The following is a 15,309-nucleotide window of genomic DNA, read 5'->3' on the forward strand; positions in this document are numbered from 1 at the left end:
CAGCGTCCCCTTCCGACGCCGACTTGGCTATGGTCGTCTCCAGATGCGACCCGAGATTCTCTTTCCCCTGTTCACGCCGGTCTCCACGCTGAAAGGCGTGGGGCCGCGCGTCGCGCCCCTGGTCGAGCGCCTGGCGGGTCCCCTCGTGCGGGATGTGCTGTTCACCCTGCCGCAAAGCGTCATCCGTCGCACCGCCACCACGGTCGACCGCGCCATCGACGGCCAGGTCCAGACCTTCATCGTCAGCATCGACGCGCATCAGCAGCCCGGACGCCTGGGACAGCCATGGAAGATCCGCGCCTGGGACGAGACGGGGTTCCTGACCCTGACCTGGTTCAAGGGCCATGGCCCGCACCTGGAGCGCCAGCACCCGGTCGGCGCCCGCCGCGCGGTCAGCGGCAAGGTCGAGCGCTTCGGCTCGGAAATCCAGGTCGCCCATCCCGAATATCTGCTGCCGGAAGAGCGGGCCGGCGATATCCCCGAATTCGAGCCGGTCTATCCCGCCACCGCCGGCCTGCCGTCGCGCACCTTCAGGCGGTTCGCCCTCGAAGCCCTGGACCGCGCCGCGCCCCTGCCCGAGTGGCTGGACCCGGCCTGGCAGGCCCGGGAGGCTCTTCCGGCCTGGCGCGAAGCCTTCGCCGCCGCCCACCATCCCGGCGGGGAAGCCGACGTCCATCCGCTGTCACCCCATCGTCGCCGCCTGGCCTATGACGAACTGCTGGCCCACCAACTGGCCCTGGCCCAGCGCAAGGCCTCGCGCCGCGCCCAGCCCGCCCCACGCATCGCCGCCAGCCCCCTGGCCGAGGCCGCCGAAAGGGCGCTGCCCTTCAAGCTGACCGGCGCCCAGATCCGCAGCCTGTCGGAGGTGCGCGGCGACCTGGCCTCGGGCGAGCGCATGAGTCGCCTGCTGCAGGGCGACGTGGGCTCGGGCAAGACCGTGGTCGCCATGCTGGCCGTCGCCGACGCCGCGGGCGCGGGTCTGCAGTCGGCGATCATGGCCCCCACCGAGATCCTGGCCCGCCAGCACTACGAGACCATGGCCGCGCCCCTGGCGGCCCTTGGCCTGTCGGTGATCCTGCTGACGGGCCGCGACAAGGGCGCCGGCCGGGCCGCCAAGCTGGCCGGCCTGGCCGACGGCTCCCACGCCGTGGCCATCGGCACCCACGCCCTGTTCCAGGATGACGTGGTCTTCAAGGCCCTGGGCCTGTCGGTGATCGACGAACAGCATCGCTTCGGCGTCAACGAGCGCCGCCGACTGCAGGACAAGGGCGATGGGGTGCACCTGCTGGCCATGTCGGCCACGCCCATCCCGCGCACGCTGGAACTGACAGTGTTCGGCGATCTGGACGTCTCGCGCATCGACGAAAAGCCGCCAGGACGCACGCCGGTCGCCACCCGGGCCGTGCCCATGCCGCGTCTGCCCGAGATCATCGCTCGCCTGAAGGCCGCCGCCGCCAGTGGCGCCCAGGCGTTCTGGATCTGCCCGCTGGTCTCGGAATCCGAGAAGATCGACCTGCGCGCCGCCGAGGAGCGCGCCGCCGACCTGCGCCAGATCATCGGCTCGTCGGTCGGCCTCGTGCACGGCCAGATGCCGGCCGCCGAGAAGGACGCCGTCATGGCCGATTTCGTGGACGGCAAGGTCTCGGTGCTGGTCGCCACCACCGTGGTCGAAGTCGGCGTCAACGTGCCCAACGCGAGCATCATGGTCATCGAGCAGGCCGAGCGCTTCGGCCTGGCCCAACTGCACCAGTTGCGCGGCCGGGTCGGACGCGGCGCGCGGGAGAGTTCCTGCGTGCTGCTGTACGACCTGCCCCTGTCCGACACCGCCCAGCAGCGGCTGGACATCCTGCGCAAGTCCGACGACGGCTTCGAGATCGCCGAGAAGGATCTGGAACTGCGCGGCGGCGGCGATCCCCTGGGCCTAAAGCAGAGCGGCTTTCCCGCCTATCGTCTGGCCGACCCCGTGGCCCACCGCGACCTGATCGCCGTGGCCGCCGACGACGCCCGCCTGATCCTGGCCCGCGACCCGGACCTGACTTCGCCCCGTGGCCAGGCGGTGCGGACGCTGCAGGAACTGTTCGACTGGAAGCCCACCGCGCCACAGCACGACGCGGGTTAGTGCGCGGCGGCGCCCTTGCGCTTGTGCCAAAGGTGCATCACCCCGGCGATGACGCCGCCGATCACCAGGCCGACGACTGCGGATCCGGCGGCGAAGGCCATCCAGCCCGTCAGCGCCCCGACCACCGGAACGCCACCCGCCCAGTGCGAGAAGCCCTCGACCCAGTGCGGGATCGGCGTCAGGTGGAAATGCTCCAGGCCATGGACGATGATCCCGCCGCCGACCCACAGCATCGCCGCCGTGCCGATCGCGCTCAGGGCGTCCATGGTCACCGGCATGGCCTTGACCAGCCCGCGCCCAAATCCGCGAAAGGCGGCGTTCTTGCCCTTGGCCATGTGCAGGCCGATGTCGTCCATCTTCACGATCAGGCCGACCACGCCATAGACGGCGATGGTCAGCAGCACGCCGACCAGGGCGAGCGCGGCCGCCTGGATCAGCAGGGGCCGCTGGGCCACATCGGCCAGGGCGATGGCCATGATCTCGCCCGACAGGATCAGGTCGGTGCGGATCGCGCCGTTGACCTTCTGCTTTTCCAGCTCGGGTCCGCTGAGCGCCAGCTCCTCGGGCTCGTCGCACTCGTTGTCCTCGCCGTCGAAGGCCTCGAGGATCTTCTCGGTCGCCTCGAAGGTCAGATAGGCGCCGCCCAGCATCAGGATCGGCGTTACGGCCCACGGCGCGAACGCGCTGAGCAGCAGCGCGCCGGGCAGCAGGAACAGCAGCTTGTTGCGGAACGACCCCATCGCGATCTTCCAGACGATCGGAAGTTCGCGGTCGGGGGTGAAGCCCATGGCGTAGCCCGGCGTGACGGCGGTGTCGTCCACGACCACGCCCACGGCCTTCGTCCCGGCCTTGCCGGCGGCTCCGGCGACGTCATCGAGGGAGGCGGCGGCGAGCTTGGTGATGCCGGCGACGTCATCCAGCAGTGCGGCGAGACCTGAAGGCATGGAACTCTCGATAGGGCGGAATGGAAAGGCGGCGCCAAGGTGTGGTGATCCGCCGGCAAAGTCGATAACGCGATCCCTTGCATGACGCTGGGTGAGACCTGAAACCTTGTTTTCATGGATGTGCCCACCGCCCTCGCCCGCCTCGCGCCGCGCCTGTCGCCCTCGGCGACCACCGTGGTCAACGCCCGCCGACTGTCAGGCGGCGCCAGCCTGGAGACCTGGGCCTTTGACCTGGATGACGGCGCCTCGCTGATCCTGCGACGTCGGCCCGACGGCGCCACGCCGCGCGAAACGGCCCAACCCCTGTCCACCGAGGCGGCCCTGATCGTCGCCGCGGCCCGGACCGGGGCCCCCGTGCCAATCGTCGAGCATGTCTGCGCGCCTGAGGACGGCCTGGGCGAGGCCTTTGTCATGCGCCGGCTCGAAGGCGAGGCCCTGGGCAAGCGGATCGTGCGCGACGCGGCGTTCGACGCGGTTCGCCCTGGCCTGGCGCACCGTTGCGGCGAGGTGTTGGCCCGGATCCACGGCGCGCCGACCGTCGGCCTGCCGCCGCTGACCACCTCCGACGCCCGGGGCGAACTGGCGCGCTACGAGGAGGTCTACCGCCAGTCCGGCGCCGAGCGGCCGACCTTCGAGGCGGCATTTCGCTGGCTGGAGGCCTCGTCGCCGGCTCCCGTTGCGCCCGTGCTGGTCCATGGCGACTTTCGCAACGGCAACCTGATGATTCACCCCGAGCAGGGCCTGGTGGGCGTGCTGGACTGGGAGCTGGCTCATCTGGGGGACCCGGCCGAGGACCTGGGCTGGATCTGCGTCAATTCCTGGCGGTTTGGTCAGTGGCGCAAGCCGGTCGGCGGCTTTGGCGACTATCAGGCCCTGCTGGACGGCTATGCGGCCGGTGGAGGCCGCGAGATCCCGTTGTCGCGGCTACAGTTCTGGCAGGCCCTGGGCTCGCTGAAATGGGGCGTCATGTGCCTGATGATGTACGCCAGCTTCGCCAACGGCTCGGATCCCTCGATCGAACGGGCCATGATCGGGCGGCGGGTCAGCGAGACCGAGATCGACCTTGTGCACCTGATGGAGGCCATGGCGTGATCACCTGCCCCACCGCCGCCGAGCTCCAGACAGCCCTCGACCTCTTCGATTCGGAACCCGACAACCCCGGCGACGGCCGGCGGGTGTTCCTGGCGCGGGTGGCAGACAACGCCCGGGCGTTGCTGGCGCGCGAAGCGAGCCTGGGCGCCGTGGCCGAGACGGGGGAGACCGCGCGGCTCACGGCCCTGCTGGGCGGCGACGGCGCGTTCACGGATCTGAATCATCGGCTTTGCGAGGCCTTGAAGTCCGGCGTCATCGCCCCGCGCGATCCTGCCCTGCTGGCGCATCTGAGGGCCACGGCCATCGCCCGCATCGCCATCGACCAGCCGACCTATTGTGGACTGGAAGCCCTGCTGGCCTGAACCGGCTTGCCCGTGGCGACCGCCACCCGCTCCTGCGCGTCGGCCTCGATGTCGGCGTAGAACAGGTTGAAGCCGTCGACCTTATGGCGATCAGCCCAGGATCCGGCGCCGCGCAGGGCCGTCGATTTCGGACGGCTGGTGTGCAGCAGACCGCCCTGGCACTGGGCCCAGACCTGGCGCTGCAGGAAGGCCGGACGAGCGCCCCATTCCAGCCCCGTGGCGTTGGCGGCGCCCAGATTCAGCCTAGCCGGCGCGCGCTCGGTTCCCGTCCCGCCCAGCAGGGGGTTGAAGCACAGCGCCTGACGGCCATTCAGGTCGATCAGTTGGTCGCCATTGTCCCAGATCAACGAGCGGCGGTTCAGGTCCTGGATGCGCTGGAAATCGCCCTCCTGGGTCGAGGCCCAGGCGGCGACGCAGCCCGTCTGGCCGCGCTGGCCGCAGGCGGGAATGGGCGACAGAACGCCATATTCCTCGACCGGAACGATGGTCTCGATCAGATAGGCGGCGACCAAGCGCGCCCGGACCGACGCGGCGCCGCTGACTTCCTCGCGCAGCAGCCGCGCGGCCATCGCCCCGCCCTGCTCCACCCCGACGACGATGAACGGGCGGTCGTTGTTGTAGCGGGCCAGATAGAGCCGGAAGGCCTCGCGCACGTCGCCATAGGCGAAGCGCCGGGCCTCGCGGGCGTCATCGCGCAGGGTCAGGTAGGTGTAGAGGCTCGCCTGCCGGTAGCGGGGCGCGAACACGCGGCCGACCCTGTAGAACGGCCCGGCATAGTTGGGCAGCACCACCCGCGACAGGAACCGCTGGGCCTTGGGCTGGTCGATCGCGCCGTTCCAGTCCTGTCCGCCATCGAAGGTGGTGGGATGGACGAAGAAGACGTCGGCCGGCAGATCGCCGGGGGCCGGTCCGGCGGGATCCTTGGGCAGGAGGGCCCAGGACGAGGCCCTGGCGTAATCCGGAGCCGGCGGCGGCTCATAGGTCAGGAACGGGACCTTGGGGTCCAGGGCGTTGCTGAGGATGTCGTAACGCCACACGAACGCCGCCGCGACGAGCAGCCCCAGGACCAGGACCGCTCCGGCGAAGATCCAGCGTTTGAAGCCCTTTAAGCGGTCGCCCATGAGTCTGGGTTACACCAAGCAGGGTTGGGGATTAAGCCCCCTCCTGCCCGATGATCGCGACCGAACACACATTGCTGGCCGGCGCGCCGCCCAGATTGTGGGTCATGCCGAAAACCGGGTCTTTCAGCTGTCGCTCGCCGGCCCGGCCCTGCAGCTGCAGGTACATCTCGTAAAGCATCCGCAGGCCCGAGGCGCCGATCGGGTGGCCGAAGCACTTGAGGCCGCCGTCGATCTGGCAAGGCACCCCGCCGTCGGCGTCGTAGAAGCCGTCCATCACGTCGCGCCAGCCTTGGCCCTCGGGCGAGATGAACAGGTCCTCCATGGTCACCAGCTCGGTGATCGAGAAGCAGTCGTGCACCTCGATCATCGAGATCTGCTCGCGCGGCCGCTCGATTCCGGCCTCGCGATAGGCCTTGCCGGCGGCGATGCGGGCGGTGTGGAAGTGGCTGCCGTCCCAGCCGTTGTACTGGCTTTCATAGCCGTTGGAGACCGACAGCTGGATGGCCTTGACCATCGTCAGGTTCTTCTTGCCCATCGCCTTGGCGATCTCGGGCGTGGTGACGATGGCGCAGGCCGCCCCGTCCGACACGCCGCAGCAGTCGAACAGGCCCAGGGGCTCGGCGATCATCGGAGCGTTCAGCACCTGATCCACCGTGATCGCCTTGCGCAGGTGGGCCTTGGCGTTCTTGACCCCGTTGGCGTGGCTCTTGACCGAGACGTGGGCGATGGCGCGCTTGAGATCGTCCTTGGAGACGCCATGCTTGGCGCGATAGGCGCTGGCCAGCTGGGCGAAATTGCCGGGCGCCGAGCCGTTGGGCATGACCTGCGGCGTCAGGGTGCCCGGATTGGCCACCGGCAGGCCGCCATAGCCGGTGTCCTTCAGCTTCTCGACGCCCAGGGCGATGGCGATATCGGCCGCGCCCGAGGCCACGGCATAGACCGCGCCGCGGAACGCTTCCGAGCCCGAGGCGCAGAAGTTCTCCACCCGGGTGACGGCGATATTGGGCAGGCGCAGGGCGATCGACATCGGCGTGCCGCCCTTGCCCGTGCCCATCTCGTCGACATGGGTCGAGAACCAGGCCGCGTCCAGCTGGCTGGGCTCGATGCCGGCGTCGCTCATGGCCTCGATATAGGCCTCGACCATCAGGTCGTCGGGACCGCAGTCCCAGCGCTCGCCGAACTTGCTGCAGCCCATCCCCAAGATGGCGACCTTGTCGCGGATGCCTTGCGCCATGATCGTCTCTCCTATTCGGCCGCGACGGCGGTTTGGGCTGAGGCGGCCGAGCGATCCGGCGCGGCCTTCCAGAAATAGCGGACGAAGCCGCGCTTCTCGTCGATGTCCTTGATGCGGAACACCATCTTGACCGGCAGGCCGGTGTCGACGTCGCCGGGCGAGACGTCGGTGATGTCCATCATGATCCGGCCGCCGCCCTCGAAGACGATCATGCCGTAGTGGTTGGGCGGGGCCATCGAGAAGGTCAGGTAGTCGGCCGAATAGCTGAGCACCGACGCCTTGCGCTCGGCGAAGCGGTACGGCTCCTGGGTGTCGACGGCGGGGTTGTTGGGCGCCACCGAGATGCGGGTGCGGGGGAACTGCACGACGCCGGTCTCGCGGCAGCGACCGCCGACCAGGCCCAGGATCATGTCCTCGTTGCGATAGAGGGTGGTCAGGGCCGTCTTGTTGTCCTTCTCGGCCCGCATGCCCTTGTCCCAGTCGACCAGGCCATTGAACATCAGGAACTTCAGGTAGTTGGTCTCTTCCTGACGGTCGGCCAGCGAACCCGCCACGCCACGCGCCGGCTTGAGGTTGGCCGCGCCGGTGGCCCGGAACACCAGGGCCTCGGCACCCTGGCCGAACTGGGCGACGACGATGATCTCGCCGGCCTTGGCCTGCTCCAGGGCGTGGGCGAGCATCAGCGGACCATGGGCCGAGCCGGCCTCGCCCATCACGGCGGCGAGGTTGTCGCGCACGGCTTCGGCCGGGATGCCCAGGGTCTTGGCCAGGGTCGCGGCCATGCCCGAAAAGGTCGAGGGGAAGCAGAAGTGGGCCACGTCGGCGGCGGCGACGCCGGCGACTTGCAGCGCGCGCTTGATGGCGGGCGGGACCAGCTTGACGATGCCCTCGTCGCGGATCCACCGCTCTTCCCACGAATAGTCGAACCCGCCGTCATTGCCCCGGAAGTGGTCGACGAAATCGTCGGTGACGCTGCCGCGCCCCAGGAAATCAGCCGCGCCGCCCTCGGCGGTGACCACGAAGGCCGCCGCGCCGTCGCCGCAGTCCAGCTCCAGCGCCGAGACCGCGCGGGCCTTGCGGCGCTCCCCGGCCGCGACCAGCGCGGTCTTGGCCGCGCCGCCCGAAACCGCCGCCAGGGCGTCGGCCAGGGCGGTCAGACCGCAGCGCTGCGAGCCGGTGACGTCACTGGCGGTGATCGACTTTTCCAGGGTCAGCGCCGCCGAGACGATCCCCGCGTTCAGCCGGTCGGCGAACGGCGCGGTCGTCGAGGCGAAATAGAGGGCGTCGATTTGGCTGCGGTCGTCACCGGCCCCGAGGGCGTCGCGGGCCGCCTCGACGGCCATGGTCAGGGCGTCCTCGTCCCAGTTGGCCATGGACCGCTCGCCCTTGCCCTTGGAGGCAAGGTTAGGCGCGACCCAGGCGTTGGCCGTGACCACCGCCTTACGGCTCAGACGTAGACGCGGCGCGTACGCGCCCCAGGCGGCGATGCCGACCATGTTCCGCTCCCCGAGATATCCGCAGAGCGGATATTTCTAACTGTTGCACTGGAGCGTGACGGGCGCCGAAACCGGCTTCCACTTTCGGCTGTCACGCTCACGTCGCGTTAGATCGCGACTTATCAGCGGTTAGATTACGCTCGCGGAAGGGGGCGGCAAGTATGACGTGGCGGCAAGAGGCGGGGTTTTTGGCGGCCTCGCCATGCGTCCCTCGAGGCCCGCTCACGCGGGCGCCTCAGGATGAGGAAATCAGCAAACCGTCCTCATCCTGAGGCGCGAGCCGCAGGCGAGCCTCGAAAGACGCAAGGCCTCTACCGATACGGATCGTCCGTATTCAAAAATCCCGCCACATAGTCATCCACCCCGTCCTCCAGGCTGGTCATCGGCGCGGTGTAGCCGGCGGCCCGGAGGCGGCTCATGTCGGCCTCGGTGAAGTACTGGTACTTGCCGCGCAGAACCTCGGGCATGTCGACATAAGCGATGTCGGGCTCGCGACCGATCGCCCGGAAGGTGGCCTCGGCCAGGTCCTTGAAGGTTCGCGCCTGACCCGAGCCCAGGTTGAAGACGCCGTTGACCTGCGGGTTGTCCGCCAGCCAGCCGGCAATATCGGCGACGTCGCGCACATAGACGAAATCGCGCAGCTGCCCGCCGTCCTCGTAGTCGGGATGATGCGACTTGAAGAGCTTGACGCCCTCGCCCGCCGCGACCTTGGGCCAGATCTGGGCGACCACCGACTTCATGCCATCCTTGTGGTCCTCGTTGGGGCCATAGACGTTGAAGAACTTCAGGCCCACCCATTGCAGCGGCGCGCGCCCCCGGGCGGCCTCGCGCACGGCATAGATGTCGAACAGGGCCTTGGACCAGCCGTAGGCGTTCAAGGGACGCAGCGCCTTGAGCGACCCGATGTCGTCCTTGCCGTCAAAGCCCAGGTCCCCGTCACCATAGGTGGCGGCCGACGAGGCGTAGATCAGCCGTCGGCCATGCTCTGCGCACCAGGTCCACAGGTCACGGGACAGCACGAAGTTGGACTGGACGATCTTGTCGGCGTCCGGCTCGGTCGTCGAAGACACGGCGCCCATGTGGATCACCAGCTCGACATCGCCGCCGCGCTTGGCCAGCCAGTCGAACAGGTCTTCGGGCGCGACGAAATCGGCGATCGGCGACTTGGCAATGTTGCGCCACTTGCCGCTGGCCGCGCCGCGCAGCCGATCGCAGACCACCACGTCGATGGCGGGGTCTTCGGCCAGGCGGGCGACGATGTTGGAGCCGATGAAGCCGGCGCCGCCGGTGACGAGGACGGTGCGCCGGGTCATGCCGCCCGCTTGGTCAGAGCGTCGTATTCCAGCAGATTGGCGACCAGCGCCTCGAACTGGCTCATGGGCACCATGTTCGGGCCGTCCGAAGGGGCGTTGTCAGGATCAGGGTGGGTTTCCATGAACACGCAGGCCACGCCGATCGAGACGGCGGCGCGGGCCAGCACCGGCACGAACTCGCGCTGACCGCCCGAAGAGCCGCCCAGACCGCCGGGCTGCTGCACGCTGTGGGTGGCGTCGAAGACCACCGGGCAGCCGATCTCCTTCATGATCGGCAGGCTGCGCATGTCGCTGACCAGGGTGTTGTAGCCGAACGACACGCCCCGCTCGCAGGCCATGACGTTGGGATTGCCGGCGCCCGTCACCTTGGCGATGACGTTCTTCATGTCCCACGGGGCCAGGAACTGGCCCTTCTTGATGTTGATGGCCCGCCCCGTGGCGGCGGCGGCCAGCAGCAGATCGGTCTGGCGGCACAGGAAGGCCGGGATCTGGATCACGTCGACGGCCTCGGCCACCGGCGCGCAGTGGCTGATCTCGTGCACGTCGGTCAGGGTCGGCAGGCCGGTGACCTCGCGGATCTCCTGAAAGATCGGCAGGCTGTCATGCAGCCCGATGCCGCGCTGGGCGTTGGCCGAGGTGCGGTTGGCCTTGTCGTAAGAGGTTTTGTAGATCAGGCCCACGCCCAGGCGGTCGGCCATCTCGCGCAGCGCATGGGCGGTTTCCAGCGCATGCTGGCGGCTTTCCATCTGGCAGGGGCCGGCGATGATCGACAGCTTTTCGCCGTTACCGATGCGGACAGGCTTTCCATTCGCGGTCTTGATCTCGACGACGGCGTTTGGGGCTACGGCTTGGGGCTGACTCAAGGCAAGACTTCCGGCGAGTGGTGATGTCAGGTCAGACAGGTGGCCTCAGAAGCGGGACGGTGCAAGTGCGGATCGACATGGGCGGCGACGGACCGATCGTGGTGTGGCTTCGCAAGGACCTGCGACTGACCGACAACCCAGCGCTGGACGCGGCGGTTTCGACCGGCCGCCCCGTTATCCCGCTCTATATTCTGGACGAGACACCAGGCGTTCGCCCCATGGGCGCGGCGTCGCTGTGGTGGCTGAACAAGTCGCTGGCCGCGCTGGGCGCCGACATCCATGAGCGCGGCGGCAGGTTGATCCTGCGGCGCGGCCCTGCGGCCTCGGTTCTCGACGACCTGATCGCCGAGACCGGCGCGGCGGGCGTGGTCTGGAACCGGCTTTATGACAAGGCCAGCATCGACCGCGACGCCGAGATCAAGGCCGACCTGCGCGACCGGGGTCTGGCCTGCGAGAGCTTCAACGCCAGCCTGCTGAACGAGCCCTGGACGGTGAAGAACGGCTCCGGCGAAGGCTACAAGGTGTTCACGCCGTACTGGCGAGCGGCGCGCGAGCATATTGGCGAGGTGCATATCGCGCCGGCGCCGGACACCCTGCCCTCGCCCGCCGCGTGGCCGGCCAGCGAGCATCTTTCCGACTGGGGCCTGCATCCGAGCCGGCCGGACTGGTCCACGGGCTTTTCGATGTGGTCGCCCGGCGAAGCCGGGGCGGCCGATCGTCTGGTGACCTTCCTGAGTTCGAAGATCCAGGACTATGCCGACAAGCGCGACATTCCCGGGGTCGAGGTGACCTCCCTGCTGTCGCCCCACCTGCATTTCGGCGAGATCGGGCCCCGGCAGGTCTGGGCGGCCACGCGGGCCGAGGCGGCCGCGGGAAACATTCCCGTCGCCCAGGCCGACAAGTTCCTGTCGGAGGTGGGCTGGCGCGAGTTCAACCACTCAATCCTGTTTCACCGGCCAGACATCATCACCGCCAACTTCCGCCCGGAGTTCGACGCCTTCCCCTGGAACCGCGACGACGCGGCTTTCGCGGCCTGGACCCGGGGCCAGACGGGCTATCCCATTGTCGACGCCGGCATGCGCGAGCTGTGGGCCACCGGCTTCATGCACAATCGCGTTCGCATGATCGTGGCCTCGTTCCTGATCAAGCACCTGCTGATCGACTGGCGACAGGGCGAGGCCTGGTTCTGGGACACGCTGCTGGACGCGGATCTGGCCAACAATGTCGGCAATTGGCAGTGGACCGCCGGCAGCGGGGCGGACGCCGCGCCCTATTTCCGGATCTTCAATCCGATCACCCAGGGCGAGAAGTTCGATCCGCGCGGCGTCTATGTGCGCCGCTGGATTCCGGAACTGGCCAACCTGCCCGACAAGCTTATCCACAGCCCGTGGACGGCGGCGACGCATCTCACCCCGGCAGCCAAGCGTATATACTCAAGACCGGTCGTGGATCACGCCCAGGCGCGGCAACGCGCCCTGGCCGCCTATCAAAGTCTCAAGGGAGACTAACGGGCATTTGCGGGGACGGTCCCAAGAGCGTTTAATGCCCAGGAGACCGCATGCGGACCGCCATGACCTGTTCGGACACAGCGCTCTGGAATGACCCGGATCTGCGGCGCGCCCCCGGCGCGTTCCGGACGGCTCTGCGCGTCGCGGCCGAGAACTGGGCGGCGGGCTCCCTCAGCTTCATCCTGCCGTCGGGCAAGCGTCTGGACATCGAGGGCAAGACACCCGGCCCCCGGGCGGTGATCCAGATTCGCGACTACCGTTTCGTACGCCGGGCCCTGGCCTCGGGCGACATCGGCTTCGCAGAAGGCTTCATCGCCGGAGAGTGGGATACGCCGGACCTGTCGACCGTGCTCGAGGCCTTCTCGCTGAACTTCGACCGCCTGCACGATCTGGTCGAGGGCAACATCGTGATGCGGGCGATCAACGCGCTCTATCACCTGTTCAACCGCAATGACCGCAGAGGGTCGAAGAAGAACATCCACGCCCACTATGACCTGGGTAACGCCTTCTATTCCCGCTGGCTCGACTCCAGCATGACCTATTCCTCGGCGCTCTATGACAAGCCGGGACAGGCGCTGACCGACGGCCAGACCGCAAAGTACGCCGCCCTGGCCCGGACCATCGACCTGCGGACCGATCAGAGCGTGCTGGAGATCGGCTGCGGCTGGGGCGGTTTCGCCGAGTTCGCGGCCAAGGAGGTCGGCGCGCGCGTCACCGGCATCACCATCTCGCCCGCCCAGCACGATTTCGCCCGCAAGCGCCTGTTCGACCTGGGGCTGGCCGACAGGGCCGACATCCAGCTGATCGACTATCGCGACGTTCAGGGCCGCTTTGACCGCGTGGCTTCCATCGAGATGTTCGAGGCCGTCGGCGAGGAATACTGGCCCACCTATTTCGGCAAGATCCACGAGGTGCTGAGCCCCGGCGGCCGCGCCGGCCTGCAGATCATCACCATCCGCGACGAGCTGTTCGAGCACTATCGGACCCACACCGACTTCATCCAGCGCTACATCTTCCCGGGCGGGATGCTGCCCAGCGAGACCCGCCTGAAGGCCGAGACCACCAAGGCCGGGCTGGAGTGGCGCGAGATCAACCGCTTTGGCCAGGACTATGCCAACACCCTGGCCGAATGGGCCCGTCGCTTCGAGGCGGCGTGGGACGAGATCGCCAAGCTGGGCTTCGACGAGCGCTTCCGGCGGCTGTGGCGTTTCTATCTCAGCTATTGCGAGGCAGGCTTCCGGACTGACCGCACCAATGTGATCCAGCTGGGTCTGAGCCGGACCTAGACGTTTGGCCTTCGCTTCACGACCTTTGGTGTGCGTAGATGATCAAAAGCATCGCGAGGTCGCGTTCGAATGACCCTCTACACCATGGTCCTGGATTTCCACGGCGGCACCTACATCACCCAGTTCGACGCCGACTCCCCGGTTGACGCCGTTACCGCCTGGTGCGGCGAACTGCAGGAAGAGCAACTGCTGGGCGAGGTGTCGTCCGACATCGCCGAGGGCATCATGATCGACGCCGTCGAGAACCGCCTGGTCGAGGTGGAAGGTCTGCATAACGTCTGGTGCGCCGCCACCACGGCGGGCGGCCCGCTGGCCCTGCTGAACGTCATCGAGACCCACGCCAGCCCGGCCTAGACTCCCATGGCCTTGCGGGTGGCCGCCGCCTTGGCGCGGAAGGCCGCCCGTTCGGCGTCAGGCATTTTCGACAGGGTCTTGAGCGGCATCATCATGCGCCCCAGGCCCGCCAGCCTGACTTCGTGTCTGTCGATAAAATCCCAGTACAGCGCATTGAACGGACAGGCATTATCGCCGTTGCGATCCTTGACGTCATAGCGACAGCCTTTGCAGTAGTCGCTCATCCGATCGATGTAGGCGCCGCTGGCCGCATAGGGTTTTGAACCCACGATCCCGCCGTCGGCGAAGGTGGCCATGCCGCGGGTGTTGGGCATCTCGACCCACTCATAGGCGTCGGCGAACACCACCATGTACCAGTCGTCGACCGCGTCGGGATGCACGCCCAGCAGCATGGCCAGATTGCCGGTGACCATCAGCCGCTGGATGTGATGGGCGTAGGCGTGATCGCGCGCGGCGGTCACGGCGTCGGAGACGCAGGCCATGTCGGTCTCGCCCGTCCAGTAGAACCACGGCAGCTTGCCCTGGGCGTCCAGGGCGTTGCGGAGGGCGTATTCTGGCATCTTCAGCCAGTAGACCCCGCGCACGAACTCCCGCCAGCCCAGGATCTGGCGGATGAAGCCCTCGACGGCGTTCAGCGGCGCCTTGCCGGCCCGATACGCCGCCTCGGCGCGCCGACAGACCGTCAGCGGGTCCAGCAGGCCGATGTTCAGGGCGGGCGAGATCAGGCTGTGCCACAGGAACGGCCGCCCCCAGCTCATCGCGTCCTGCCAGTCGCCAAAGCCCGCCAGCATGTCTGCGAAGAAGTGGTCGAGGATCGCTTCCGCTTCCTCGGGATTGGTCGGCCAGGCGAAGGAGTCGACGCGGCCGAAATGGTCCTCGAACCCCGTCCCGACCAGGGCCATCACCTCCCGCGTCGTGGGGTTGGGCGACGTGCGCAGCCGCTGCGGCGGCCGAACGCCGGCCGGCAGCTTCTTGCGGTTCTCGGCGTCGAAATTCCACTGCCCGCCGACGGGCTTGTCGCCATCCATCAGCAGGCCCGTGGCGCGGCGCATCTCGCGATAGAAATACTCCATCCGCAATTCCTTGCGCCCTTCAGCCCACGCGGCGAACTGCTTGCGGGAACACAGGAAACGGTCGTCCTCGCGGATCTCCATCCGAGCCGGAAGGGTGCTGGCCAGGGCCAGCAGATGGTCCTCCAGACCCCACTTGCCGCAGGCCGTGCGGATAACCCGGTCCAGCGGCTCCTCGGCTAGAGCGCGGGCGATCTCGCCGCCAATCGAACCGGTGTTGGCGGGATCATCCAGTGTCACATAGCGAACCCGCACGCCTCTGGCCCGAAGGCGCTCAGCGAACTGGCGCATCGCCGACCACACCAGAACCAGCTTCTGCCTGTGATGCTTCCAGGCCGTGGCCTCGGCGACCGACTCGGCCATCAGGACGAGATCGCGATCCGGATCCAGTCCCTCGAGGGCCGAGAGGTTGTCGCTCAGCTGGTCGCCTAGCACCAGCCGCAGCGCGCCCTGTCCATGTTCCGTCACGCTCTGCTTCTTCCCTCGCCCCGACCTTTAGGAAAACTGGGCTTGCTTCGGGTCGTCGCGACACGATCTACCATGATCA

13 protein-coding genes are annotated in these 15,309 nt (G+C 68.0%); 6 read left to right on the top strand and 7 right to left on the bottom strand.

Annotated elements, in window-relative coordinates; translation table 11 throughout:
* Nucleotides 1-43: 43 nt before the first annotated feature.
* The gene (recG, locus tag ACQY9P_RS19425; protein WP_421737595.1) at nt 44-2,119 is read left to right on the top strand and encodes an ATP-dependent DNA helicase RecG; all 2,076 of its coding nucleotides are present in this window, start codon (nt 44-46) and stop codon (nt 2,117-2,119) included.
* Here the strand turns inward: recG and ACQY9P_RS19430 are convergent.
* Complete coding sequence (locus ACQY9P_RS19430; protein ID WP_421737594.1) at nt 2,116-3,063, bottom strand: DUF808 domain-containing protein; 948 nt, start codon at nt 3,061-3,063, stop codon at nt 2,116-2,118. The two genes, recG and ACQY9P_RS19430, sit on opposite strands and share 4 nt — an antisense overlap.
* Before the next feature lie 114 nt (nt 3,064-3,177).
* Between ACQY9P_RS19430 and ACQY9P_RS19435 the strand changes: the two genes are divergently transcribed.
* Nucleotides 3,178-4,155: a phosphotransferase family protein gene (locus ACQY9P_RS19435; protein ID WP_421737593.1), complete on the top strand. Its 978-nt coding sequence runs from the start codon at nt 3,178-3,180 to the stop codon at nt 4,153-4,155.
* Nucleotides 4,152-4,517 (top strand): DUF6285 domain-containing protein, encoded by a 366-nt coding sequence (locus ACQY9P_RS19440; protein WP_421737592.1) that lies wholly within the window; start codon nt 4,152-4,154, stop codon nt 4,515-4,517. Before ACQY9P_RS19435 ends, ACQY9P_RS19440 begins: the two co-directional genes overlap by 4 nt.
* On the opposite strand, the gene ACQY9P_RS19445 is transcribed toward ACQY9P_RS19440, so the two are convergent.
* From ACQY9P_RS19445 to kdsA, 5 genes are all read right to left on the bottom strand, one after another.
* Nucleotides 4,487-5,638: a DUF3089 domain-containing protein gene (locus ACQY9P_RS19445; protein ID WP_421737591.1), complete on the bottom strand. Its 1,152-nt coding sequence runs from the start codon at nt 5,636-5,638 to the stop codon at nt 4,487-4,489. The genes ACQY9P_RS19440 and ACQY9P_RS19445 overlap by 31 nt on opposite strands.
* Nucleotides 5,639-5,669: 31 nt before the next feature.
* Nucleotides 5,670-6,872: an acetyl-CoA acetyltransferase gene (locus ACQY9P_RS19450; RefSeq protein ID WP_421737590.1), complete on the bottom strand. Its 1,203-nt coding sequence runs from the start codon at nt 6,870-6,872 to the stop codon at nt 5,670-5,672.
* An 11-nt stretch (nt 6,873-6,883) separates the two neighbouring features.
* On the bottom strand, nt 6,884-8,368 hold the full coding sequence (locus ACQY9P_RS19455) for an OB-fold domain-containing protein (protein WP_421737589.1): 1,485 nt from the start codon (nt 8,366-8,368) through the stop codon (nt 6,884-6,886).
* Between the two features lie 311 nt (nt 8,369-8,679).
* Nucleotides 8,680-9,681, bottom strand: a complete 1,002-nt coding sequence (gene rfaD / locus ACQY9P_RS19460) for an ADP-glyceromanno-heptose 6-epimerase (RefSeq protein WP_421737588.1) — start codon at nt 9,679-9,681, stop codon at nt 8,680-8,682.
* Nucleotides 9,678-10,544 carry a 3-deoxy-8-phosphooctulonate synthase gene (gene kdsA / locus ACQY9P_RS19465; RefSeq protein WP_421737587.1) on the bottom strand — a complete coding sequence of 289 codons (867 nt, stop codon included), beginning with the start codon at nt 10,542-10,544 and terminating at the stop codon, nt 9,678-9,680. The genes rfaD and kdsA overlap by 4 nt, the downstream gene beginning before the upstream one ends.
* A 59-nt stretch (nt 10,545-10,603) precedes the next feature.
* On the opposite strand from kdsA, the gene ACQY9P_RS19470 reads away from it, so the two are divergent.
* From ACQY9P_RS19470 to ACQY9P_RS19480, 3 genes are all read left to right on the top strand, one after another.
* On the top strand, nt 10,604-12,052 hold the full coding sequence (locus tag ACQY9P_RS19470) for a cryptochrome/photolyase family protein (RefSeq protein WP_421737586.1): 1,449 nt from the start codon (nt 10,604-10,606) through the stop codon (nt 12,050-12,052).
* 50 nt (nt 12,053-12,102) lie between these two features.
* Entirely contained in the window at nt 12,103-13,338 is a 1,236-nt protein-coding gene (locus ACQY9P_RS19475) for a class I SAM-dependent methyltransferase (protein ID WP_421737585.1), read from the top strand.
* Nucleotides 13,339-13,407: 69 nt separating this feature from the next.
* Nucleotides 13,408-13,692: a hypothetical protein gene (locus ACQY9P_RS19480; protein WP_421737584.1), complete on the top strand. Its 285-nt coding sequence runs from the start codon at nt 13,408-13,410 to the stop codon at nt 13,690-13,692.
* On the opposite strand, the gene ACQY9P_RS19485 is transcribed toward ACQY9P_RS19480, so the two are convergent.
* On the bottom strand, nt 13,689-15,230 hold the full coding sequence (locus ACQY9P_RS19485; protein ID WP_421737583.1) for a cryptochrome/photolyase family protein: 1,542 nt from the start codon (nt 15,228-15,230) through the stop codon (nt 13,689-13,691). The two genes, ACQY9P_RS19480 and ACQY9P_RS19485, sit on opposite strands and share 4 nt — an antisense overlap.
* Between the last annotated feature and the right edge of the window lie 79 nt (nt 15,231-15,309).

The organism is Caulobacter sp. (assembly GCF_965279145.1).
In the GTDB taxonomy this organism is placed as follows: domain Bacteria; phylum Pseudomonadota; class Alphaproteobacteria; order Caulobacterales; family Caulobacteraceae; genus Caulobacter.

Excerpts from the sequence above, each read along its gene's own strand:
- recG (WP_421737595.1), top strand. The coding sequence starts at position 44 with ATGCGACCCGAGATTCTCTTTCCCCTGTTCACGCCGGTCTCCACGCTG.
- ACQY9P_RS19430 (WP_421737594.1), bottom strand. The coding sequence starts at position 3,063 with ATGCCTTCAGGTCTCGCCGCACTGCTGGATGACGTCGCCGGCATCACC.
- ACQY9P_RS19435 (WP_421737593.1), top strand. The coding sequence starts at position 3,178 with ATGGATGTGCCCACCGCCCTCGCCCGCCTCGCGCCGCGCCTGTCGCCC.
- ACQY9P_RS19445 (WP_421737591.1), bottom strand. The coding sequence starts at position 5,638 with ATGGGCGACCGCTTAAAGGGCTTCAAACGCTGGATCTTCGCCGGAGCG.
- ACQY9P_RS19450 (WP_421737590.1), bottom strand. The coding sequence starts at position 6,872 with ATGGCGCAAGGCATCCGCGACAAGGTCGCCATCTTGGGGATGGGCTGC.
- ACQY9P_RS19455 (WP_421737589.1), bottom strand. The coding sequence starts at position 8,368 with ATGGTCGGCATCGCCGCCTGGGGCGCGTACGCGCCGCGTCTACGTCTG.
- rfaD (WP_421737588.1), bottom strand. The coding sequence starts at position 9,681 with ATGACCCGGCGCACCGTCCTCGTCACCGGCGGCGCCGGCTTCATCGGC.
- ACQY9P_RS19475 (WP_421737585.1), top strand. The coding sequence starts at position 12,103 with ATGCGGACCGCCATGACCTGTTCGGACACAGCGCTCTGGAATGACCCG.
- ACQY9P_RS19480 (WP_421737584.1), top strand. The coding sequence starts at position 13,408 with ATGACCCTCTACACCATGGTCCTGGATTTCCACGGCGGCACCTACATC.